General features: G+C 51.1%; 20 protein-coding genes. 4 read left to right on the top strand and 16 right to left on the bottom strand.

What is annotated here, in order from left to right:
* Nucleotides 1–3: 3 nt before the first annotated feature.
* The 8 genes from NFS31_RS08445 to NFS31_RS08480 all read right to left on the bottom strand — a co-directional run bounded on the left by NFS31_RS08445 (nt 4) and on the right by NFS31_RS08480 (nt 8,094).
* Entirely contained in the window at nt 4–153 is a 150-nt protein-coding gene (locus tag NFS31_RS08445) for a hypothetical protein (protein WP_251493429.1), read from the bottom strand.
* A gap of 78 nt (nt 154–231) precedes the next feature.
* A complete protein-coding gene (locus NFS31_RS08450) occupies nt 232–1,944 on the bottom strand; it encodes a recombinase family protein (protein ID WP_251493430.1) in 1,713 nt (570 codons plus the stop codon).
* Nucleotides 1,945–2,242: 298 nt separating this feature from the next.
* Nucleotides 2,243–2,986 (bottom strand): hypothetical protein, encoded by a 744-nt coding sequence (locus NFS31_RS26870; protein WP_275563881.1) that lies wholly within the window; start codon nt 2,984–2,986, stop codon nt 2,243–2,245.
* A gap of 585 nt (nt 2,987–3,571) precedes the next feature.
* Complete coding sequence (locus NFS31_RS08460; protein ID WP_251493431.1) at nt 3,572–3,829, bottom strand: hypothetical protein; 258 nt, start codon at nt 3,827–3,829, stop codon at nt 3,572–3,574.
* A gap of 168 nt (nt 3,830–3,997) precedes the next feature.
* A complete protein-coding gene (locus NFS31_RS08465) occupies nt 3,998–4,864 on the bottom strand; it encodes a YitT family protein (protein ID WP_251493432.1) in 867 nt (288 codons plus the stop codon).
* A gap of 3 nt (nt 4,865–4,867) precedes the next feature.
* Nucleotides 4,868–6,298, bottom strand: a complete 1,431-nt coding sequence (locus tag NFS31_RS08470) for a sigma-54 interaction domain-containing protein (protein ID WP_251493433.1) — start codon at nt 6,296–6,298, stop codon at nt 4,868–4,870.
* Nucleotides 6,299–6,418: 120 nt separating this feature from the next.
* The gene (locus NFS31_RS08475; RefSeq protein WP_251493434.1) at nt 6,419–7,507 is read right to left on the bottom strand and encodes a sodium/glutamate symporter; all 1,089 of its coding nucleotides are present in this window, start codon (nt 7,505–7,507) and stop codon (nt 6,419–6,421) included.
* On the bottom strand, nt 7,420–8,094 hold the full coding sequence (locus tag NFS31_RS08480; protein ID WP_251493436.1) for a Rossmann-fold NAD(P)-binding domain-containing protein: 675 nt from the start codon (nt 8,092–8,094) through the stop codon (nt 7,420–7,422). Before NFS31_RS08480 ends, NFS31_RS08475 begins: the two co-directional genes overlap by 88 nt.
* 319 nt (nt 8,095–8,413) lie before the next feature.
* On the opposite strand from NFS31_RS08480, the gene NFS31_RS08485 reads away from it, so the two are divergent.
* Nucleotides 8,414–10,552: a methyl-accepting chemotaxis protein gene (locus tag NFS31_RS08485; protein WP_251493438.1), complete on the top strand. Its 2,139-nt coding sequence runs from the start codon at nt 8,414–8,416 to the stop codon at nt 10,550–10,552.
* Between the two features lie 97 nt (nt 10,553–10,649).
* Here NFS31_RS08485 and NFS31_RS08490 read toward each other — a convergent pair whose 3' ends face one another.
* The 6 genes from NFS31_RS08490 to NFS31_RS08515 all read right to left on the bottom strand — a co-directional run bounded on the left by NFS31_RS08490 (nt 10,650) and on the right by NFS31_RS08515 (nt 16,954).
* Nucleotides 10,650–11,312, bottom strand: a complete 663-nt coding sequence (locus NFS31_RS08490) for a DUF6305 family protein (RefSeq protein ID WP_251493440.1) — start codon at nt 11,310–11,312, stop codon at nt 10,650–10,652.
* A 67-nt stretch (nt 11,313–11,379) separates the two neighbouring features.
* Complete coding sequence (ggt, locus tag NFS31_RS08495) at nt 11,380–13,224, bottom strand: gamma-glutamyltransferase (RefSeq protein ID WP_251493442.1); 1,845 nt, start codon at nt 13,222–13,224, stop codon at nt 11,380–11,382.
* Between the two features lie 33 nt (nt 13,225–13,257).
* Complete coding sequence (locus NFS31_RS08500) at nt 13,258–14,025, bottom strand: M14 family metallopeptidase (protein ID WP_251493444.1); 768 nt, start codon at nt 14,023–14,025, stop codon at nt 13,258–13,260.
* 342 nt (nt 14,026–14,367) lie between these two features.
* Entirely contained in the window at nt 14,368–15,510 is a 1,143-nt protein-coding gene (locus NFS31_RS08505; RefSeq protein ID WP_251493446.1) for a M14 family metallopeptidase, read from the bottom strand.
* 13 nt (nt 15,511–15,523) lie between these two features.
* Nucleotides 15,524–15,670: a hypothetical protein gene (locus NFS31_RS08510; protein ID WP_251493448.1), complete on the bottom strand. Its 147-nt coding sequence runs from the start codon at nt 15,668–15,670 to the stop codon at nt 15,524–15,526.
* Between the two features lie 15 nt (nt 15,671–15,685).
* Nucleotides 15,686–16,954 (bottom strand): TRAP transporter large permease subunit, encoded by a 1,269-nt coding sequence (locus NFS31_RS08515; protein WP_251493450.1) that lies wholly within the window; start codon nt 16,952–16,954, stop codon nt 15,686–15,688.
* 268 nt (nt 16,955–17,222) lie between these two features.
* Between NFS31_RS08515 and pgsB the strand changes: the two genes are divergently transcribed.
* From pgsB to pgsW, 3 genes are all read left to right on the top strand, one after another.
* On the top strand, nt 17,223–18,359 hold the full coding sequence (gene pgsB, locus NFS31_RS08520) for a poly-gamma-glutamate synthase PgsB (protein WP_251493453.1): 1,137 nt from the start codon (nt 17,223–17,225) through the stop codon (nt 18,357–18,359).
* Nucleotides 18,352–18,759: a poly-gamma-glutamate biosynthesis protein PgsC/CapC gene (locus tag NFS31_RS08525; RefSeq protein WP_251493456.1), complete on the top strand. Its 408-nt coding sequence runs from the start codon at nt 18,352–18,354 to the stop codon at nt 18,757–18,759. Before pgsB ends, NFS31_RS08525 begins: the two co-directional genes overlap by 8 nt.
* A 104-nt stretch (nt 18,760–18,863) precedes the next feature.
* Complete coding sequence (gene pgsW, locus NFS31_RS08530; protein ID WP_251493459.1) at nt 18,864–20,018, top strand: poly-gamma-glutamate system protein; 1,155 nt, start codon at nt 18,864–18,866, stop codon at nt 20,016–20,018.
* A 40-nt stretch (nt 20,019–20,058) separates the two neighbouring features.
* Here the strand turns inward: pgsW and NFS31_RS08535 are convergent, their stop codons facing one another.
* Entirely contained in the window at nt 20,059–20,670 is a 612-nt protein-coding gene (locus NFS31_RS08535; RefSeq protein ID WP_251493462.1) for a response regulator, read from the bottom strand.
* Nucleotides 20,639–22,081: a sensor histidine kinase gene (locus NFS31_RS08540; protein ID WP_251493465.1), complete on the bottom strand. Its 1,443-nt coding sequence runs from the start codon at nt 22,079–22,081 to the stop codon at nt 20,639–20,641. Before NFS31_RS08540 ends, NFS31_RS08535 begins: the two co-directional genes overlap by 32 nt.
* Between the last annotated feature and the right edge of the window lie 295 nt (nt 22,082–22,376).

Raw genomic sequence — 22,376 nt, forward strand, 5'->3', positions numbered from 1 at the left:
GCATCAACGAATACTTTCATACTTTTCCATCAACTCCTGCTCCAACTCTGCTTTAAAATCGATTTCCAGCAGCCCCTCTTTTCTATACTTTTGCAAGTCCTGGTATGCACACTGCGACACATACTTCTCATCTTCCTGGCCTATTGGTGTCACTTTAATAACTCTCCTTTTTAAATAAGTATAACATTTTACCCAACATATTGCAAGTTGTCTAAAATTTCACGGATACTCTTAAACAGACTTCACAAACAATCCGTCAAACTCCCCGCTGAACTTATAGACAATCTCAATATGTTTATCTTCAAACACATAAATCTTGTCAATAAACTCCACCACTGTAGCACGGTCAAGTTCTGTGATCGCTCCATTCTCCAAAAGCCTCTCTACCCACGGGTTAGAAAGCACATCGCTGACCTTGGAATCGGCCTTTTGCAACAGCTTGATCTCATTATCCAGGTTATTGATAGCCGCCTCGTATCTTGCTTTATCGCTCATGTACTCCTCTTTACTGATCATTTCATCGTTCAGGTTATCTCTGGCCTTTTCCAAACGATTTACGTATTTAGAGATTTCTCTTTGTTTAACTTCAATCTGATGGCCAATCCCAGGAAACTCCTGTTTTGGCGTCTGCTGATGTTTCTTCGCCAATTCCCGCAGGTTTTCCACCTGACAGATGATTTTATTCAAATCGTCAATTACAATCCCACGAAGCAGTTTATCTGATACATAATGGCTTGTACACTTGGGCGCATTCTCTCCAAGCTGCTTCTTATGCTGGCTATAATCACGAAAGGTTGCACAATTATAATATAAATACTTCACCGTTTCGCCGTTTTTTTGCTGCTTGTAGGAATCCTGCCTTTTCCGCATGGCGTGGCGGCAATCTCCGCACTTTAGTATACCCTTAAAAATCGTCACCTCATCTTTTTTCGTAATATCCCGTTTAACCTCTTTCATCATAGACTGAGCAGTTATCCAGTCTTCCTTAGAAATAACCGCTTCATGTGTTCCCTCACAGCGAATCCACTGGTCTTTCTTTACCCGTGTTGGCTTATCATCCATTAGCTTCCGCTTCACCTGCTTATGTTGAACAAGCGTCCCCGTATAAGTTTCATCCATTAAAATCTTTTTGACCCCATCGCTACGCCAATGCACTTCCTCATCCGATATTTTTTTGCTGCACCTGAAATTAGAACCATGAAGTCGTTTATAAGTTGCTGGATTTACAATCCCTTCCCTGGTCAAGTCAGCCGCAATCTCTTTAGGAGAAATCCCCATGAGATACTTGTCAAAAATCTCTCTAACCACAACAGCAGCCGTAGGATCAACGATAAGATGATGTTTGTTTTCAGGGTCTTTCTGATACCCATAGGGGGCAAATGCCCCCACAAAAAAACCTTTTTTCTGCATGGAATGCATAGCAATGCTAACATTCTTATGCTGCGTTTCTGAATATTCCCGATTAAGCATCAGCCGGATTCTGTATTCAAGATTATTTTCTTTGTATAAACTATCATAGTTATCGCCAATGGCGATCAGGCGAACCTCCCTGCCATGCTGTTCAAACTTTTTTTCCAGATATATCTGCATCTCTGTATCATAACGGCCCAGACGTGATAAATTTTTTACGATAATACAATCAATTACATTTGCCTGAACATCACGCATCATTTCCTGAAACCCGCTTCGGTCAAAATTCATCCCCGTACAGTCGTCATCACAATAAATTTTATATTCTGCAAGTGTAAATTCCTCGTCCGGCTGATTATTCAAATATTCAATATAAGACCTGCAAAAATCTGTCTGATTCTGAATACTCTGACTAAAATCAGTTTTTCTTTTCTTATCTCTGTCCTCATCAGAAAGTCTGACATAAATGCCTGCGCTCCATTTGTCAGGATACAGGGAATTATGTATTTTAAATCTCTTAGTTTTCGTTTCCATCTCTATTTCTCCTTGGTAACACTATGAATTTTAATCAATCGCTCCACAGCCTCTGCATAAGAAAACTTTGATTGATAGCTGCGGACAACTGTCCAGGTATTAACCTTTTGCTTTTTACCCTCGGCCTGATTTTTCATATCTGATGAATCCGCTGCATTTTCTAACAACGTATTCCCAGAACGGATTGAATATGATACAGATCCTGATAATTGGGTGGTTTGCCGCCTGGCAGGGCATGGAAAAAGCCGCTGGCGGTTTGTTGCCAGCGGCTCTAAAAAATTTATGACAGATTGTTGACTCAATAAGAATAATTTATGTTTTCAATATTTTTTGCATACCCAATACAAGCCACTTGATCATTTTGATCAAAATAAAATCTTATGCTATATTCGTTCATAGCATAATGTATGCAGCTTAATGGCTCCAGTAAGCTTGCCATATAACGTTCTCCATCGTCATATTGAGGATCAGTTACAGCAATCACTTGTGTATAGTAACGATACATACCATCATTTTCTGCTGTAACTTTTGAAAATATCTGGCTAGGATTTCCATAAGCGTTGATTACATCTGTCCTGCTATTTTGAAAGGAAATCCCCCTGCTGGTCGTTATCGGCCAATCCTTACTATAGGGGACAATTGCCCATGAACCAGTAGCCTCCACTTCGCAATATTCCAAAAAGCTATTATTATACCAACTCATATCACTGTCGCCGGATATAATAAAATCCGAAGCAGCCAATGTTGAGACACTTTGCTGACTTGCCGCAGCATTTTGCTCCCAAACTCCATCCGCATTGACAACATAACCATCTGGGGTAGTAGTATTTGTAAGCATATACCCGTCAGCGCCCATATAATACCATAATCCGCTGGCCGGTGACTGATACCACTGGTTTGTCAGATAGGAACCATCTTCATTTTCAACCCGCCAGCCTTTTGCATCCTGCCTCCAGTCAGCCGCACTCGCCGTTACCACCACTGCCATCGTCATGGCTGCCGCCGCCGCAAAAGCGACAATTGTCTTTAACTGTCTTTTCATCTTTCCCTCTTTCCGCAGGCAACTCCTGCTTTCTTGTAATTTTGCCGTTTTGGATCAACATGGTTACAAACGCCAAAATCGAAGAAATAAAAAAGACTACGAACACGGCAAATAAATCGTAGTCTTTTCAAACTCCGACTTCTCACTTAACGCACCCCAGTGGCGGATCGCTCCGCCACCAAAGCACCTGAGTGAGAAATCAAGAATGAGGCGCCAGTATGCGTCCACACTAACACCTCGCAAATATATCTTAAGGTTAGCTTCATCAACTTACAACACAAAAAGATTGCACTTTTACCTCCAGTGCCTTATAATTACATTTGTGTATCGCTGATTTGTCAGTATTGTGTGGTAGCCCAGATACCATCCTTGCCACGGGGAGCGCCAACTCTCCGTGGTGGTACACCTTGTCATCCTTGAATTTCTCAAGGTCTATTTTAGCATACATGTCCCCGCTTTACAAGTACTAAAAATCAGTGAACATTCTGTATTTGTGCATTTTTCAGCCTTATATCTAATGGCGATCAGCCAAGTTTACATTCATTTTTGCATAATAATAGACCTGCCTTTCTAAAGACAAGTCTATCATAAAAAACCTTGCAAAACTCCCCCTGATATCGACAAATCCTTTCCCAGGCCAGAATCATTTTTGGGTCTGTGAAAAGTCCCTCCATGTCCGCTGTCCAGAACCACCACCGGCCGCTCTTTTCCGATATGTACGCTGCTTCCCGACGCCGCCAGCCCGGCGTACCGGGCTGTCATAAACAGCATCCCTGTCAGCGCCAGTCCGGCCGCCGCCTCTACTGTCACTCGTTTCATAATCCGCTGCGCTATCCGCTTCATAGACAAACCTCATATGGGATTTCCTTCCGTTATAAAATATATATTCCCATTTGAGGCCGGAATGCCAAAACCTGCGCCCGCTGTTGATCCCGGGATTATACAATGCGGCGCCAGCGCGTGTCTGAAATTGCTCCGGGGCGCGTGATGTGCCGGCTGTCCGGACAGCCGTCACGATTCCACTACATCCTTAAAGCCCAGCCCGAACACCTCGGTCGTCTCTGTGACCATCACAAACGCATTTTCGTCCGTCTCGCCGATGATCCGCTTGAGGATGCTGAATTCTGATTTTCTCACGGTGCAGAGCACGATTGTGGATTCCTGCCCGCTGAAAGCGCCGCGGCAGGGGATGATCGTAGCGGTCCGGTCAAGCTCCCGTATGATGCGGTTCCCGATCTCCTGCGGAAAGCGCGTGATGATGGAAACCTTGCTGCCCGCATCGTTTCCGTAAATCATCATATCAATGACCTTTGTCTGCACATACAGCGAGATGAGGCCAAAGAGGGCGGCATCCACATTTTTAAATACAAACACGGATATGGAGAGGATCAGCCCGTCTATCAAAAGCAGCGCCCGTCCGATGGATACATGGGGATATTTTTTCTGCATCAGATAGCCCACTACATCGCTGCCCCCTGTGGTGGAACCGGACAGGAAGATAAGCGCCATGCCTACGCCCACCAAAATACCGCCGTACAGGCTGCACATCAGCCGATCTCCCCCATAAATTGGACAGAGCGGGGCTATGGCAAAATCCAGGATCAGCGAGCATATGCCGCAGGCAGCGGCTGTGCGGATCGTGAATTTCCTGCTTAAGTGGAACCAGGCCAGCGCAAGGAGCGGCAGGTTCACGGCCAGCGTCAGACGTCCCACCGGAAGGTCTGTCAGGAAATTCCCCATCAGCGCAATGCCTACCGCGCCGCCCGGCGCAATATTGGCCGGCTCTATGAAACTGTGCGTTCCGATACTGTATACGACCGCGCCGGCCAGCAAAAACAGTACATCCTTAATTGCATTTTTATTGATCATTCCATTCATCCCTTATGCCTTTCCTTCCTTCAGCAGCCCGTGCCGGGCCGCCTTTCTCTGAAGCGTCTGCCTGGGTACGTCAAGCCGTTTTGCAGCCTTTGAAAGATTTCCTCCTGTCTCCCGGAGCGTCCCGGCAATAAGCTCCCTTTCATATGCCTCCACCGCACTTTTAAGGGAAGCGCACGGCGCGCCGCCCTTTACGCCGCTGTCTGCCGGCTCCTGTTTAGCACGGCCAAACTCTGCAAATTTCGCCTTCACATCCTCGAATCTCAGCACGTCCCTGCCCTCATCAACCACGCTCATCCCGTACACAATGACATGTTCCAACTCGCGAACATTGCCGGGCCAGTCGTATTCCTCCAGGCGGGCGATCAGCTCCTTTGACACATACTGCACCCTCTTGTGAAAGGTCGCGTTGTGCTTGCCTATATAAAATTTGATAAAATGCGGTATATCTCTTTTCCTCTCGCGAAGCGGCGGTATGGTAATGGACATCATGCTTAAGCGGTAATAGATATCCCGTCTGAGCTGGCCCTCCTGCATGGCTTTTACCGGATCGGTATTCATCGCCGCGATCAGCTTTACATTGACGCGCTTCATCACTCTGGAGCCCAGGCTTCTAAAGCTCCCGTCCTGGAGAACCCGGAGAAGCTTTGGCTGCAGAGACAGGGGCATGGAATTAATCTCGTCTAGGAACAGCGTTCCGCCGTCTGCCAGTTCAAATAACCCTTTATTCTCCACAGCGCCTGTAAAGGCCCCCTTTGAGGTTCCGAATAAGATACTCTCCAGAAGTGTTTCCGGGAGCGCCGCACAATTCTGGGCGATAAACGGCTTATCTCTCCTGTCGCCGGCATTATGGATAGACTGGGCAAACACCTCCTTGCCCGTCCCCGTCTCCCCATAAATCATGACCGGCAGATCGCAGGCGGCCACCACCTTGATATAATCCCTCGCCTGCTTCATCTTCTCATCCACTGCGATGATGTCATGCTCCGTAAAAACCGCCGTATTCTGGCGATCCAGCCTCTTAGAACCGTCCAGGGGAAACACCAGATCCTTTAAATCAATGCTGTCCAGGGCATCCGAAAGCTCCTCCTGCCTCACCTCCATGGACAGATCGATAGCGCCCACAATCCGACCCCGGCTTTTAATAGGAAGAGACAGAGAGGTGATGTGAATCTCCTCCCTGCTCTTTGTCTTGAGAAGCTGGTTCTCCACGTAAAGCGGCATACCCAGCTCCATTGCCTTTAACATCGTGCTGCTCTCCGAATCCAGATTTTCATAGATATCCAGAAACCGTTTTCCCACAAGCTGGCACGCGTTTTCTTCATTAGAAAGCTTCCCGTTCAGCTTGGCCGTAAACAGGATTTCGCCTTCAAGGTTGATAATCGTAATTCCGTCAATATAACCTTTCCCGTGGAACAGCTTTTTTAATAACTCCATACGCGCTCACGTTCCCTTTCTTCAACTGCCCTGTATTTTTATAAATAGTAGCAGAAAACCCGGGCAAACACAAGCGCGCAGGACAGGTGCTGTATTCATCGTTCTCTGCGCAGGGCTGTACTAATCGCACCCTTCTGCCGGCCGGTCCAGAGGCTCTTTCAGCCACCACCATTTCAGCGCTATATTCACGATCACACAGGCTGCCGTGATTGCCAGATAAATCCCGATAAATTTCCAGTGATTCCCATTGAGAAGCATCATGGGGCCCATGGACCAGGCAAACATTTCAATCGGCGTCGTAAACGGCGCGGCAAAGGCCGTATCGTTTAAGGTCTTGGACAGATTTTCCGGATCCACGATGCGCAGCAGGATAAATCCAATGGCAAATACCCCGGTCGAGTAGCCGAACACGAAGATCGAGCGCTCAAACCAGCTCCCCTTATTCATAGCAGCTCCAAAGAACATCAGCGTGAGCACAACAATCGAGATCCCGGCCAGCAAAAGCAGCGTCAGAGGAACCGCATATTTGACAATCACTGAAATCTTGATGGAGGCAATCCCGAAAAATACCAGATAATCCGTGGCTGTTCCGGAAATACGGCTGATCACATTCTCATCTATATAGTTTCCCACTCCCACTTTTTTAAATACCAGGAACATGACAATGGCGATCAGGAAGGCCAGAAGATACGTCGGCAGATCCAGGCCGGTTGCGTTAAATATCCACCGGTAGAGCAAGAGCCCCGCCCCGGAGGCAACCAGCAGGATCGCCAGATGCCAGGCCAGCGGATCCAGAACCATGGACGAAATGCTCTCCTGTCCCATGGATTTCCGATCTTCATTTGGAATCAAACCGGTCCTCAGATCGCCGGAAATATACTGAAAGCTCTTAATATACTTCGTCCATCCCCGCTTTGTCCCCAGCTTGATAAAGAAGAGCCCGCCGAAAATACCTGACAGGATCCCCACTGTCGCGCAGGTCATGGCAATATCCATCGCGTCCGGATCCCCGAGCCTTGCAAAGGTAGATCCCACGGCGGCCGCTGTCCCATGTCCGCCGGAAAAACCGGCTGCCAGACAAAGGCCAAAGCCGTAATTGATGTTCGGAAACAATCTGGAAATCACCAGAATCCCGAACAGGGGAACCAGGCTGAACTGGATGGTCTGAGCCAGCACCTTATAAGAAAAATACGAGCCAATCCGCTCCACCTCGGCCTTAATTTCACGCAGTTATACACCACATCCATCTCCGGGAGCAGCTTTGCGATGTTGTACCGGTTGGAAATCATGGTGTTGACCTCTTCATTAAACTGCTTTCCGATATCCCGGAGCGTTCCTATGTTGATATCCATGACCGTAACCCATGCGCCCAGGGCATGAAGCACGGACGCCGCCGCCTTTCCCGCTGCCTCACAGTTGGGCGAACCGCAGCGGTGGGAATCCTCTGCGGTAAACGCGATGCATTTGCTGTCTAAGAGCGCCTGAACCTCCTCCGGATGCGCGGCGGGATGGATACATGTAAATATAATCTGGTTCTCCCGCAAAAGCCCATACTCGGAGGGCTCAATCTCTTTTACCTTGGCGACAAAATCACAGGCTGCGTAGATCTCCTCCATGGTATCCACAAGCTTTGCTCCCTCGGCCGCGTACGCCTCATCCGTAAATCCGGCCCCGGCCCCGGCGCCCTTCTGCACATAGACCTCATGGCCGTCTCCTGCAATCATGCTCACCTCCGCCGGCGTGGCAATCACACGGTACTCTCCCTGCTTAATATCCTTTAATACCCCAAACTTCATCTTCATTTCCTCCAATCCTTCATTTTGTGTCCATACGGACCGTTTTATTTTATACACTTACATATACAGCAAAAGTCATGCCAAAAAAGAATTCGAGAAAATCCAATAACTCCGCCAAAAAACTGCTCATTTTTGGGCAAATTGTATGCTTATTAATGGGCATATTGTATCCAAAAATGGGCGTTAAAATTCTGTTAAAAATATGTTCAAAAGCTGATATATTCTTACTTTTTTGCTATTATAATGTAGCATTGGCCATGTTGTCAGGGAAGAGCGGCCAATGTACTGCAAAAACTCTTATGAAAGGAAAAAAACGGCCATGTCCAGTCAAGCCAAAATCAAAGCCTCTGGCACAAGTCTCAGCACAAAAATCATTTCAAAAATTGCTCTCATGATTGGAGCGATCTTTCTCGTAACAATTGCGGTATCCAGCTCGCTGTCCGCCCGCTCCCAGCTTCAGATTACAAATGAGAAGCTGGTATCCGTCGCTTACGAAAACTCCTTTTTAATTGCAAATAATGTTGAAGCTTCCTATGCGAAGGCCACCGCGTTTGCGGATTCTCTGCGCAATATTTCGGCCCTGGATCCAAAGGAGCAGCGCGATGCGATTGATAACGCCCTGGTCGGTATTTTAGAGGGAAATAAAAATTTTACTACCGTATTCGCCTATTTTGAGCAGAATACGGTCGCGGACGCCAACGGCGATCCGTACAGCGTACATAGAAGGGATATTGCCTATGAGGCAGTCGCTTACCCGGATCCCGAGGGCTCCGGCTATCTCTTTGAAAAACATGAGGACGCCTTTGACACCTACGAAAAAGCGTATTACCAGCAAATCAAGTCAACCGGCGAGCCCTATCTGATGGAGCCCTATGTATATGAGCTCATGGGTAAAGAGATCATGATGATCAGCGTTATCGCCCCCATTCATGATACAGAGGGAAATTTTATGGGCGTGGCCGGTATGGATGTGGCCTTGGACGATTTGCAGTCCATGCGTTTTGCCGGCACGGGCTATGAGTCCGCCCATATGGTAGCGCTCGCAGAGGACGGAACGATCCTGGTAGATACCGCCAATCCGGCCGCTGTCGGGAAACCCGCCTCAGACACCGGATATGCGATTATGAGTAAGGCGCAGGACAGCCTCAGCGGCATGCCGCCTTCTGAGAATGCCAACAGTTTATATGTCCTTGAAAATAACATCACGAATTTCGCAACCAAAAACCGCGGAATTTCCGTGAGTGTTCCCCTGACGATGAGCGGAGGAAACCAGTGGATGCTGTATCTGTCCATTGACAAAGGAGAATTTTACGGCCCCATTATCAGCGATATTGTTAAGCTCTCCCTGGCCATTATCGTATTTGGAATCCTGATGCTGTGTATCGTCTACTACATCATTAAAAAATACCTCTCTCCGATCCAGACCATCATGGACGGAGCCGCCAGGCTGGAAGCGGGTGATTTAAATATCCATATTGACGTGCGTTCCAGGGATGAGCTGGGACGGCTGGCGCAGGCGTTCAACCACATCAGCACAACCATGAACAACTACGTCCATGACATCTCCATACAGCTCTCTGAGATGGCGAATAATAATCTTGATATCAATATCACGCAGAAATATATCGGCGATTTTATTCCCATTCAGGACTCGATTGAGAAGATCTCATGCGCGCTGAATAACACCCTGCACCAGATCAACAGCTCGGCGGACGCGGTTGCCCAGAGGGCGGAAAGCATGTCTGTGGACGCGCACGGGCTCGCGAAAAGCGTTCTGGCAGAGGCGCAGGCGATTGAAGAGCTGACCACCTCCATCGGAAGCCTGTCCAAAGACATGACGGCAAACGCTGACCATGCGCAAAAGGCGAATGAAACGGTGCTGAACGTGAAAGAGCAGATTGTGAGCAGCAATCATGAGATGAGCAATTTAGTCAGCGCGATGTCGGATATCAGGCAGTCCTCATCCGAGATCCAGAAGATCGTGGGCGCTATCCAGGGCATCGCGGATCAGACGAATCTCCTCTCCCTGAACGCCTCTGTGGAAGCATCGAGAGCCGGGGAAGCCGGAAAAACCTTTGCCGTTGTAGCCAAGGAGATCCGCGACTTAGCCGCAAGGAGCGCGGACGCTGTCAAGCAGACAGAGGAGCTGATCCATGCCTCCCATCAGGCTGTCGAGCGGGGCATCCGGATCGCGGATGATACGGCCAAATCCCTCTCGCTCGTCGTTGAGGGGGCAAACGAGGTTTCCAGCTCTGTAGACCAGATCAACAGCGCCACGCAGGAGCAAAAGAAGGTTCTCGATCATCTGACAGACCATATCGATCTGATCAGCAATGCGATGCAGACCAACTCCGCGTCCGTCCAGGGAAGCGCCGGAACAAGCACGGAACTTCTGGGGCTCTCCAAGCGGCTCTATGAGCTTGTCAAAGGATTCCGCTTAAAGAATCCTCAGCGGTAATCCGTAAAAACCCGTATTTAAAGCAGGCCCCCGAAAACCATCCTATAATGAGGTTTTCGGGGGCCTGCCCTTTGTTTTCCATTTATTATATTATCTGTTATTTCCCAAACAGGATCTTAAGCGGTTCTACTGCTCCCACCTGATTCTCTACAAAGGAAGCCGGGATGCTGTTGGCGGTCACAATCCCTTTCATCAGGCCGTCGGCATCGCCCTCTGATACGATAATGGCCGCATCCGCCGCCTGCAGGGCGTCCGGAACGAATTTGTCGGACAGGGTTCCGCGTCTCGCGCTTCCGCCGATATGCAGGGATATGATGGTCACGCCCTGCTCTTTTGCCTTTGCGATAACCGCCTTCACGCGATCCAGCTCCTGATTCTCATCCACTCCGGCCGCGCCGAGCCCCTTGGAGCTTCCCCCAATGGCCAGCACCAGCGTTTTGTAGCCCTCCAGATCATCGGCCGTCATGGTCGCATTTAAATCGGTCTCAATCTCACACTTTTTCATCAAAGTCTGAACCACGTTCACGTCCGCGCTCTGGCCTACGCTGGTCAGGATAATCGGCCCCTCTGCAATGGCCTCTGTGATCTCCAGCACATCGCCTGCCGCCGCGCCGTCTCCCTCCGGAGCCGGGGCCTTTTCCTGCTCCTGAGCCGCAGGGGCCGCCTGCGTCTCCGGGGCCTGGCTCCCGCCGCCGCATGCGGTCAGGGAAGCAGCCGCCATGGAAAGACATAATGCAATCACCGCTAATTTCTTTTTCATAATCCTTATCTCCTTTATTTATCGTTTCGCGCGCCCCGGCCGGAGCGCGGTTTCATGTTTGCTGTTATTAATATCCCAGCGCCTTGCCGTCGCGTCTCGGGTCAGCCGCGCCAAACAGCGTGCCGTCCTCCAGATACATTACGCCCTGTACGCCTCCGAAGAAAATATCCCACTCGCCCTTGGCGGTTACCGTGTGTCCCATTTCCTCCAGCGCTTTTGCGCTTTCCCCGCTTACTACGCCTTCTGCCGCCGTCTCATAGCACACGCCGTCATCGCTTCCATTATCAAAAATACGCCCGCAGTTGATGGCCTCCTGCAAATTCATGTTGCTGTCGATTACGCGGGAAATAACCTGCGCAATCGTGGGGAAAATCCTCACGCCGCCCGGCGTGCCCAGCGTCATAAACGGCGAGCCGTCCTCTTTGAGGACTACGGTCGGGCTCATAGAGGATAACGGATGCTTTCCGCCCTCTACACAGTTTACAGATTCCGGATCCGTAGAGAAATCATGCATCTGATCATTCAGGATAAATCCGTATCCCGGCACTGCAATCGCGCTTCCAAAGAAACACTCGATTGTCTGCGTAACCGTTACAATATTTCCGTCCTTGTCAGCCACAGAGAAGGAAGTGGTCGAATTTCCCTCATACTGCTTCGGATCTCCCTTATCCCATTTCTGGCTCTCATCCGTAATCTTGTCAGCAATCGTTTTCGCATAATCCTTGCTGGTCAGTCCGTCTAAGGGAACGCCTTCAATAAAGTCCGTATCACCCATATAAGCGGCCCGATCCGCAAACGCCGCCTTAAACGCCTCAGAGAACAGATGTACATATTCCGCGGAGTTTACCTCCATGGCCGATATGTCGTAATTTTCCAGCACATTTAAGATTTCGATTAAATGTGTTCCTCCAGAGGACGGAGGCGGGCAGGATATAATCTTGTAACCGCGGTATGTGGAGCTGACAGGTTCACGCAGATTAACCTTATATGCTGTCAGATCTTCCGTTGTCATAACGCCGTCATATTTTTTAACCGCTTCAATGAGCGCGTCCGCTACCTCGCCCTTGTAAAATGCGTCTGCGCCATTATCCGCTATCATCTGAAGCGTCTTTGCCAGATCCGGATTAGTGAATATATCTCCGGTCTGATAGCCCAGCCCATCCTCGCGCAGATAATAGCTCCCCAGATCCGGATAGTCGCCTACCATATCGCCGTAATGATCCGTGATTGCGCTGGACTGGTAATTACTTACCACATAGCCCTGCGTCGCCAGATCAATCGCCGGCTGCATGACCTGCTGGCGTGAAACATTTCCTGAACCGAAATGTTCAAGGGCGTATTCCATACCTGCGACCTCTCCCGGAACACCGACTGCCAGTCCGCCCCTGCTGTTCGCCAGTCCGTTATTTTTCACCTCGCCGTTCTCGTCCAGCCATGTATAGGCATCCTGCGCTGCGGGCGCCACCTCGCGGTAATCGATAAAGCTGTCCTCGCCATCCGCTGTATGTACCAGCATAAAACCGCCGCCGCCGATACCGGATGCCTGCGGCTCCACAACGCCTAACGCATAGGACACCGCAATCGCCGCGTCCACTGCGTTTCCGCCCTGCTCCAGCACCGCAAGGCCGGCCTGGGAGGCATATACATTCGCAGAGGTCACAACGCCGTTTGAACCGCTCCCCTCACGGTCGCCGCGCTTCGTGTTCCCGTCCTCGTCCACCGGGGACCACACCTGTTCAACCGGTGTCAGCCCGTCATCCTGCTCTGACTCTGTTTCCGCTGCTTCCGTCTGTACAGCCTCTGTCGCCGCAACTGTCTCAGGCGCGGCGCTCTCCGGCTGCGACGGACTCCCGCACGCGGTCAGCGGCAGCGTCATCGCAAGCGCAAGAAGCTTCTTCATGTTCTTTTTCATGTCAATTCCTCCTTAAAATATATATTACACCCTTCAATCGCCCGCCAGCCCGTAATATCTCATCACAAGCCCTGCGATCTCCAGATGATTCCTCACCCTGATATCCAGCTCGTCCTCCCGGAATGTCTCAACTGTGATCACCGGAATCCCCAGCTCGTCCGACACAGTCCGGTTGATGCTTCCCGGCGGCGGAGAGCCGTAAAGCGTAAAAGCCCCGGAACATATCTCCCCCCCGGCTGATTTGGTAAGAATCTCCAGGATCAGATCGCCGATCCCGTCAATCGACCGGCAGATCAGCGAATTCCCAAGAGCGTCCCTGTTCTGCGTCCCCGGCCTCGCCTCGTGCAGATCCAGCGCCAGATCCGGCTTTTTATCGCGGATATCCGAATAAATAGCCCACGCGATCCGCTGTGCATCGCACCCGTCCGGATCGCCGGGAAAATTCCGGTTCAAATCCCGATCCTCCCTGGTATTCCTCTGATCCTTCCCGGCCCCGTAGCGGTTTGCAGGACTGACGATGTAAACCGTCCCGGCCGAAATCTCCATATCCTTGAGAATCTCTCCGGCCATCCACCCCGCCTTCTCATCGCCGTGGATTCCTCCCACAATATAAAGCGTCCCGCCGCTGTCCTGATCCACTCCCTCAATCCGGACTGCCGCAAGCTCCAGCCCGGTTCCCTCAAGAAGCCGGTACTCGCTGCGGCGCGCCTCCTCCTCCTTCGTCCCTGCGTCCCGCACATATCCGCAAGCCGCGGCGAAAAACGTCAGGCAGAGAGCTATGGCCCATATCTGTTTTCTCATATTAACCGCCTTATTTTACAGACGTTCTGACGTCTTTGGCAAATGACATTACGACCTGAATTCTTATTATCCTCATCATAAACAATTTCAATTGTCCTGTCTATTTTTTCTCATTTTTCCCGAAGGCAATGTTGCCGTTCAGGTAACAGTTCTGACAACCTGAATTGTTACTATTGGCCCGCACACGATCCATCCCCCTCCAAAAAGCCGGCTTTTACAAAGCACACGCAAAGAATCCCCTTCCCCAAAGGTCTGTAAGACATACCTCCGAAGAACGGGATCCCCTGCTTATGTAAATATATTGGAAACGAAACGTGTATTATTCTGTAACAGGCAGGCTCTTTAATTCAAATACTCTCCCAGCCTGTGCCCGCCCGACGTCAGATCCTCATAACTCGGGAGCCCGCTGACCACGATCTCGCCCTTCTCGGCCCCATACATGTCCGTAAAGGCTCTTATATATTCCTGCACGCCCTGTAAATGCCGTCCCACGCGCATCTCAAGCGGCGCTCCATTCTCATCATACGGAATATACAGATACCCGGCCGCGGCCGCCTTCATGTAATAATCGTCCTTTCCGGTTAAAATGAGATCCTCGCTCGTCTTTCCGTGCAGACGCCCCTGAGACGGATTTCCGGTCTCCATCAGAAGAGCCAGCGTATTTGTGTGATCCCCCAGCTCGCGGTGCGTAAGGCCGTGCAGGGATACCGGCGACGGCTCCAGGGACATATCCACCCCCGCCATCTGAAGCTCCAGAATGCCCATGGAAGCCATGCTCATCGCGCGCTCATGCGCCACGGTTGCGTTGATGGTCGGATACTCCGGGGACGCCTCGTGCAGATCCATCTCCATATCAATATCCAGAGTATTGATCATATTTGTGATGGCATAGGAAATCTGCTCTGTCATGGTGCCGTCCTTCACGCCCGGATAGGTGCGGTTGATATTTCTCATCTCGCTTCCGGAAAGCGTCTGGCCCGAGCTGTGGGTGTACACGTCCGGATCCGGCCACTGGTCGATGGGGTTTGAAGCGCGGGAGCCGAATACAAACTCCCTTGTCCCGCTCTTTGTGTCAATGTGGAAAAAGTGCGGCGAGCCCTCCTGGGGATCGTTGTGGGTAAAGGCGCTGTTATCCGTCCTGGGAATCACATAAAGCGTGCCTGCCTCGACCTTTCCGCTCTCCACAATCGTCATGGCCGCCATGTGGCCCGACGGCTCGTTCGGATGGGTTCCGCCGAGAATCACAAAGCTTCCGCCCTCCCGCTCGCCTTCCATCACATACACCGTCGTATCGCCAAAGGTTCCCTTTAAATTCTCATTGTAATCACTCAGCATAAAGGTGCGCGTTACGCCCGGGCCGGGTATAATCACTTCCTGATAATGCCTGAAATCATAGAAATCCTTGCCCGCAATGCCCGCAACCGCAAGGCTTGCCGCAGCGCAGACAGCCGTCATAAGATGTTTATTCTTTTTAAAAAAATCCATTTCCACTCCTCCTTTACTTAATCATCAGGACGCGCAGAAGGAGAGGAACCATGACCATACAGCTATTAATCTTCATGGACGGAGCCTCTTCCTTATACATGTCAACCGCCGTAAATACAAGGAACAAAAGCGCAATGGCTCTGTAAATCAATGTTATCATATCCGCGTTCCTCCTTTAAAACAGTCCTGCAATCGTTTTTGAGAAATAGATAAAGAGCAGGCCGTACACCAGCATCACCGCCATGGGTATCAGGCACCGCTTTAAAACCTTCACATAATTGTCCACTCCCGTCACCTTGGCGGCAAACAGGCCGGCCAGCGCGGTCGGCGGCATCATATCTCCGAGCGACGCGATATAGGACAGGGCCGCGATGGTGAATACAGTATCCATATTTAAGAACGCCAGCGCAAACGGCACGCCCAGCACGGAGGAAGCGCCGAAGGATGATACCGCTCCGAATAAGGGGATCGAGATTCCGGAAGCCGCCAGGCGCATATTTTCCGGCAGTCCCAGGCATGTCATGACAATAAAGCCGCGCACGCCGGTCAGTGTCATGACCTGGATAAACATACCAACGCCCATCAGGATTCCCATAACCGGCAGGGAACTGTGAAGCGCCTCCTGAATCGTGGGAACCACATTGACCTTCCGTCCTGTAAATAAGCCCACCGCGGCGCTTAAAAGGAACATCAGGGGCATTCCGATATCCGGGATCACCTTGAAGATCTTGGTCAGAAGCATCAGGAGCACCAGCACAAACAGCGGTATGTATACGCGGAAGCCGTATTTTTCCGCTGCCTCTGTGTTAAGATGCGGGGCCATTTTCTCATAATCCATGTTTTTTGCCTGCTTAAGTCCAAGGAACAGCGCGGCAAAGATGGCCACCGGGATCGTCAGTAAAAGCAGCGGAATCCCAAAGCCCACAAAGGGAACGTCGATGCCGCCGCCGATGATCATCGCCGGCAGGTTTACTGGCGGAGCAACCATGCCCAGGAGCGCGCCCATGGCGATCAGGGCCGCTGCGGTAACACTGTCCAGGCCCATGATCAGAAGCACAGGGGCCATGATGCTTCCCGCTGACAGAACGGCTGCCGTAGAGGAACCTGTGATCATACCCGGGAACATGATGACAATCATAATCAGGATCAGAAGAATGGCGGGATGCTTATGAAATTTTTTAATAATTAAAGCGCTTAAAGCATCCAGCGTTCCTGATTTCTCCACCACCTTCATAAATACCATGGCTGTGACAATGACAAGAATGGTATCCACATACGAAAACGTACCTTCTACCAGATGGCGGACGGGAATCCCCACGCCGCCGGCCAGGCATCCCCCGATCGCGGACAGCATCATTGACACGCCCACCGGAAGCTTTGCAAGGAAGCAGCCCAGCATAAAGATACCGATCATTACGATAAATACGATAAGTTCGTGACTCACTGTTTTCTCCTTCTTTCTAAAAAATAGTCCTCTCGTTCCATGTAACGGTTCAGATAACCCTGGACGGTTACCGTTCCATATCTGCCTATACCGGCCCGTTTCTTCCCATATCCTGTCCCTCCTCTTTTCACCTCAGATCGTTATGCTTAACATCATACTGATCAGAATGTGCTCTGTCTATTTTTTCCCATTTTTCTCTCAAGTTTTTGGACAATATTTTTTGATTTTTTCGGAATAAGCTGTTATGATGGGCATGGAGGGATTCAATATGTATGTGTTTATATGTTTATTTGCCGTTGTTTTATGCTATTTTTATATAGAAAACCGCATCAACCGCGCCTGCCTGGCCTCGTTTCGCGCGGTTATCCATGTCAACGGCATCCGCGGAAAGACATCCACCTGCCGCCTGATTGACGCGGCGCTGCGGACCCGCTACAGGGTTTTCACAAAAACAACCGGCACGGACGCGATGATCATCGATGTAAACGGCCATGAAAGCCCGGTCCGGCGTCTGGGGCCCGCCAATATCCATGAACAGCTCCGGATTATCCGCCGCGCCAGGCGCGAGGGTGCTCAGATCCTCATTCTGGAATGCATGGCCGTCAATCCAGAGCTCCAGAAAATCGCCCAGGAGCAGATCGTAAGGAGCGATATCACGGTTATCACCAATGTCCGCTATGATCATGTATTTGAGATGGGGGACTCGCTGGAGGAGATCGCCGCCTCCTTATCGTCCACTATCCCTGAAAACGGGACGCTCTACACCGCCGACCCGCTTGCGGCCTCGCTGTTTGAGGATGCCTGCCAGAAAAAGAACTGCCGCCTCGCGCTCTGCCCTGCCACCGGCACGTCCTCGGAAAATATCGGCGTCGCCCGGGCGGTCAGCGCCTTGCTCGGCGTGACGGAGGAAGAATTTCAAAAAAGCCTTCCCACTGTCAAAGAGGACTTCGGCATCCGGAAACGGTACTCCATGGAGAACGGGCGCCATGAGGTTTTCCACTTTGTAAACCTTTTTTCGGCCAATGATCCACAATCCACGAAAAACAATGTGGAGGATGAACGGAATGGCTGCGCAGAGCTCTGTTTTTTATATAACCACAGGGAGGACAGGCCCGACCGCGCCCTCCTGTTCGCCCGGCACTTTTTTCCGCATTACAGGGATCACACCGTATACCTGACCGGGGCGGGCGCGGCCCTTCCAAAGCGCCTCTTTGCCAGGGCCGGCGTGGCGGATCTGCGGGTCGTACGCAACTACAGGGATTGTTTAAAGCAGATTCCTTCCGGAGCGCTCCTGGTGGGGATCGGGAATATCAAGGGCGCCGGATACCGGATGATAAAAGAACTGGAGGAAGAACATCCTGAGATAACAGGATCTGTTGCAAAAGGGGGACTACGCGATGAATGATATTCTTTTGTTAGGCATTATAGCAAGCCTGATCTACACCGAATTTACAGATCTGTCTCCGGGCGGCATCATCGTCCCGGCCTATTTTGCCATGTATTCCTATGACTTAAAGCGCCTGGCGGGAACCGTCCTCCTGGCTCTTCTCTGCGTCGCCATTGTCCATTTCCTGTCCAAATACATGATTCTGTACGGCCGCAGACGCTATGCCGTCTATATCATGACCGGTGTTTTGCTTAAATTCCTGGCCGGCGCCCTGGGAGCCGGCGCCGCGGTCTCCATCGGCAATCTCATTCCCGGAATCCTCGGACGCGACATGGAGCGCCAGCACGTTCTGCCCACGCTCCTTTCACTGGGGATTGTAACCCTGTTTACATGTATGATGTTTATTCTAATGCGCTGACGGATAACCGCTCAAAGGTTTCCTGAATTGCCACACTGATTTTGCAGAGAAAACAAGATTTTACAGAGGTAAATATGAAGCGCTCAGACAATAAAAAGAGATTTATGAACAGAATGCATAGCGGCGATATCCGGCATCTCAAACGATATCTTTGGCTGCTGGCCCCGCTTTTCATGCTCCTGGCCTCCCTGCTCCTGATCCGCCAGACCAGGACGCGGGAGCCAAAAAGCCATTATGATGTGATGACAGACGCCGCCGAACGGGCCGACGCGGCCTTTCAGGCCATCCGGGAGGAACGCCTTCTGCGCGGCCACGCGATCTCTCCCATCGATGATCCGAACCGGACCGGGCTTGTGGGCGATTCCTACACGGAGATCACGACCACTCTTGGAAGCCTGCCCTCCAAGCGTTCCGCCGCCAATCCCAACATTGCGGCCATGATTGTGGACATGCTCACACAGTGCGGCGTACAGGCCGGCGATCCTGTCGCCGTCAATTTTTCCGGCTCCTTTCCCGGATTAAACGCCTCCGTCCTCTGCGCGCTCGACGCCATGGGGGCCAAAGGCATTGTCATAAGCTCCGTCGGCGCTTCCACCTACGGCGCAAACCTTCCTGACTTCACATGGCTCGATATGGAGGAAGCGCTGCTTCGCCGCGGCCTGATTGCAAACCACAGCGAATGGTTTTCCTTGGGAGGCGCCGGCGATATCGGAAAGGAAATGCCGAACGACGTAAAAGACGCCATCGCGGCGCGCCAGACGGACAGAGGGCTCTCCTGGCTGTATTATGAGGATCTCTCCGAAAATCTCGCGGCCCGGCAGGCCGTCTACGCAGACAAAAGTCTTGAGGCCGGATATGAACAGCCTGTATGTTTTATCAATGCCGGCGGAAATCTCCTCTCCTTCGGGGGAGAGAGCGGGATGGTTTCATCCGCAAACGGCATCCTGCGGCCCGCCTCCGCACCGCTCCGTAAAGAGGGGGAGCATGGAAACGCCTCTTTTGTGAATGCCGGCACAGGCGGACTGATCCCCTTTTACTTAGAACAGGGCGTTCCGGTGATTCATCTCCTGAATATGAAAAGCCTGCTGCCCGCGTATGGGCTGCCCTTTGACCCCTCTCCCATGCCAAAGGCCGGGGAAGGGGAGATCTATATGGAATGGAGGTACAATAAAGTCCTGGCTTTTTCGCTGCTGGCAGCCTGCGCGGTTGTCTTTTCCTTCGCCGCGCGCAGGCTTCCGCGCAGGAAGATACCGTTATAGGGGCGTTTAACCTGCGCCCCCGCGCCTGGCGCGCCCCTGCCTATTTCCATTTATAAAGCGTCCGCGGCCTGCCCATATCCCCATACGCATACTCCTGCTCCACCATTCCCTCCTTCACCAGATACTGCAGATACCGGTACAGCGTCTTTTTCTTAATCTGCGTACATTCTTCCAGCGTATCTATATCCGCATACCCGTCGCACTCCCGCATCCTGCCCTCGATCTTCTGAAGCGTCACCCTGCTGATCCCCTTATCATGGCTCTCATAATACTGGCTCTTCTCGAAATACTGCAGATGCACCTTAATTCTCGATATCAGATCAATGGCCTTGATTGGCTTTACCGAGTAATCATCCGCCCCGGCCTCCATAAACCTTGACATGATCTGTTCCTCTTCCTCAATCGTCAGGACAATAACCGGCGTTCTGGGAAGTTTTTTGCGAATCTCCCTTACCACGCTGATCCCATCCATCCCGGGCATATGGTAATCCACCAGAATCAGATCGATCCGTTCCTTTTTTATAAGCTGCTGCGCCTCCTCATATCCCCCGGCCAGAAGCGGATTCCAGCCCTGAAACCGGCAGATCTGCTCCAGCGTATAGAGAATATCCCTGTTATCGTCAATCGCCAGAATCGTCTTTCTGTTTTCCATCCTCGTCCCCGTCCCTTTCCTCTTTCAAACCGATCATCGCCCTCGTGTACTTCCCCTTCTCACTCACGATCCGAATGCTTCCCCCGTGATTCTCAACCACCTGCCGGGTAAACGCAAGGCCAAGCCCCGTAGACTGGCGCCCCGAATACCCAAGCTCCCACATATGCTCCATCTCCTCCGGCGACATCCCGGAGCCGTTGTCCAGAACGGTTATGTATATATCCTCCCCCTTCTTTTCCACGCTCACCTCCAGCCGCCCCGTCCCCTTGTCAACGGCATTCCAGGCATTCGTTATCAGATTCACAACCGCCCTGGACAGGCGGATCTTATTTCCCCGTATCACCGCCTCCGGACAGGTATTGATATATTTCAGCGCCTCGTTCGGCACAAAAATTGACACCTGCGCCAGCACCATATGCATCAGATCCCCCACCTCCATGGGCGCTTTCTTATTTTCATACAGAATCTCGGATATCATCAGCCCCATGGAGCGCAGGGACGAGGAAATCTTCTGAAAATATTCCCTGAGAAGCTCGTCCTCCTCCATCATCTCCGCCAGGCTGATAAGCCCTTCTGCGGTGGTCAAAGGGCTCTTCAAATCATGGACCAGACTCTGCACCTCGCTCGAATTGCGCATCTTCAGGGCCTCAATCTGCGTGTCATACAGCTCCTTCTCCACCTGGCGCGTCTTTTCATTGGAAATCTTTAATTTGTGTTCCTTGTAAAGAAGCTGCACCTGTATCATGGACGCATAGAAAAAAGCGATGCACATGCTAAACGCAAACATCGTCAAAAGCTTCTCTTCCCTGATAAAGCGCGAGGCCATCTTCACGTCCATGGAAATCTCCCCCCGCCCAAAGCCGTACTCCGACAAAGGCGGAATCACATCCAGCCATTGAATTGCCATCAGCAGAGAGCCCACCAAAATCAGCTTATTGAGCATATTTACAGAAAACAAATCCATATACGACAGCATCAGCACAAACGCAACCGTCAGAATCGCCGGCACTCCCAGATCATAGCGGATCCCATAAAGCCAGTAGATCATATCATAGATCAGAATAATCAGAAACATGGTAAAAACCGTATTCAATGTAAAACGCTTTTTCCCATGATAATAAATATGCACGGATTCATTGATTAAAAATGCTCCCAGGTAATGCGGAATCATGCGGATTACATTCATAACCACCAGCTTGATCGCCGCCAGAATCAGGTCGCTCCCCCTCTCGTTGAGCATCGCCGCCGTTAAATCATCGTAAATCCCCAGCATTTCCTCCATAATCAGCGCCGGCCCCGCTACCCCCAGCGCCGCCAGAATGCAGCCCTGGACAAACAGGCGCTTATTATGCTGAATCCGCACCCTGTCCCCCATTCTATCGCCTCCCGTCCCCGCCCTTACTGTAAACATATCATCCCCCGTATTTCGATCGCCTGACAGGACTTCACACTCAAACGTATTATAGGTGATTTACCTTTAAATTACAAGAGACGGGAGCATGAACTTTTTAGCAATCAGGGAGGGGAAAGTAACCGTTCAGATAGGTCTGCGCACTTGCTGCGCTGACCGTACGAAAACGCAGCGGCAGCAGGCATCTGCCCCATCGCGAAGCGATTTTTATAGGCAGATGCCGTAACAGTTCAGGTTGTCTGAACTGTTACGGGGGAAATCTTTTCCCCTTCCCGCCGCGCGGCCCGCATGCTGC

Origin of the sequence: Otoolea muris, assembly GCF_943193115.1 — a bacterium.
GTDB classification, from domain to species: domain Bacteria; phylum Bacillota; class Clostridia; order Lachnospirales; family Lachnospiraceae; genus Otoolea; species Otoolea muris.

Coding starts and splice junctions, on each gene's coding strand:
- NFS31_RS08450 (WP_251493430.1), bottom strand. CDS start 1,944: ATGGAAACGAAAACTAAGAGATTTAAAATACATAATTCCCTGTATCCT.
- NFS31_RS26870 (WP_275563881.1), bottom strand. CDS start 2,986: ATGAAAAGACAGTTAAAGACAATTGTCGCTTTTGCGGCGGCGGCAGCC.
- NFS31_RS08460 (WP_251493431.1), bottom strand. CDS start 3,829: ATGAAGCGGATAGCGCAGCGGATTATGAAACGAGTGACAGTAGAGGCG.
- NFS31_RS08465 (WP_251493432.1), bottom strand. CDS start 4,864: ATGAATGGAATGATCAATAAAAATGCAATTAAGGATGTACTGTTTTTG.
- NFS31_RS08470 (WP_251493433.1), bottom strand. CDS start 6,298: ATGGAGTTATTAAAAAAGCTGTTCCACGGGAAAGGTTATATTGACGGA.
- NFS31_RS08480 (WP_251493436.1), bottom strand. CDS start 8,094: ATGAAGTTTGGGGTATTAAAGGATATTAAGCAGGGAGAGTACCGTGTG.
- NFS31_RS08485 (WP_251493438.1), top strand. CDS start 8,414: ATGTCCAGTCAAGCCAAAATCAAAGCCTCTGGCACAAGTCTCAGCACA.
- NFS31_RS08490 (WP_251493440.1), bottom strand. CDS start 11,312: ATGAAAAAGAAATTAGCGGTGATTGCATTATGTCTTTCCATGGCGGCT.
- ggt (WP_251493442.1), bottom strand. CDS start 13,224: ATGAAAAAGAACATGAAGAAGCTTCTTGCGCTTGCGATGACGCTGCCG.
- NFS31_RS08500 (WP_251493444.1), bottom strand. CDS start 14,025: ATGAGAAAACAGATATGGGCCATAGCTCTCTGCCTGACGTTTTTCGCC.
- NFS31_RS08505 (WP_251493446.1), bottom strand. CDS start 15,510: ATGGATTTTTTTAAAAAGAATAAACATCTTATGACGGCTGTCTGCGCT.
- NFS31_RS08510 (WP_251493448.1), bottom strand. CDS start 15,670: ATGATAACATTGATTTACAGAGCCATTGCGCTTTTGTTCCTTGTATTT.
- pgsB (WP_251493453.1), top strand. CDS start 17,223: ATGTATGTGTTTATATGTTTATTTGCCGTTGTTTTATGCTATTTTTAT.
- NFS31_RS08525 (WP_251493456.1), top strand. CDS start 18,352: ATGAATGATATTCTTTTGTTAGGCATTATAGCAAGCCTGATCTACACC.
- pgsW (WP_251493459.1), top strand. CDS start 18,864: ATGAACAGAATGCATAGCGGCGATATCCGGCATCTCAAACGATATCTT.
- NFS31_RS08535 (WP_251493462.1), bottom strand. CDS start 20,670: ATGGAAAACAGAAAGACGATTCTGGCGATTGACGATAACAGGGATATT.
- NFS31_RS08540 (WP_251493465.1), bottom strand. CDS start 22,081: ATGTTTACAGTAAGGGCGGGGACGGGAGGCGATAGAATGGGGGACAGG.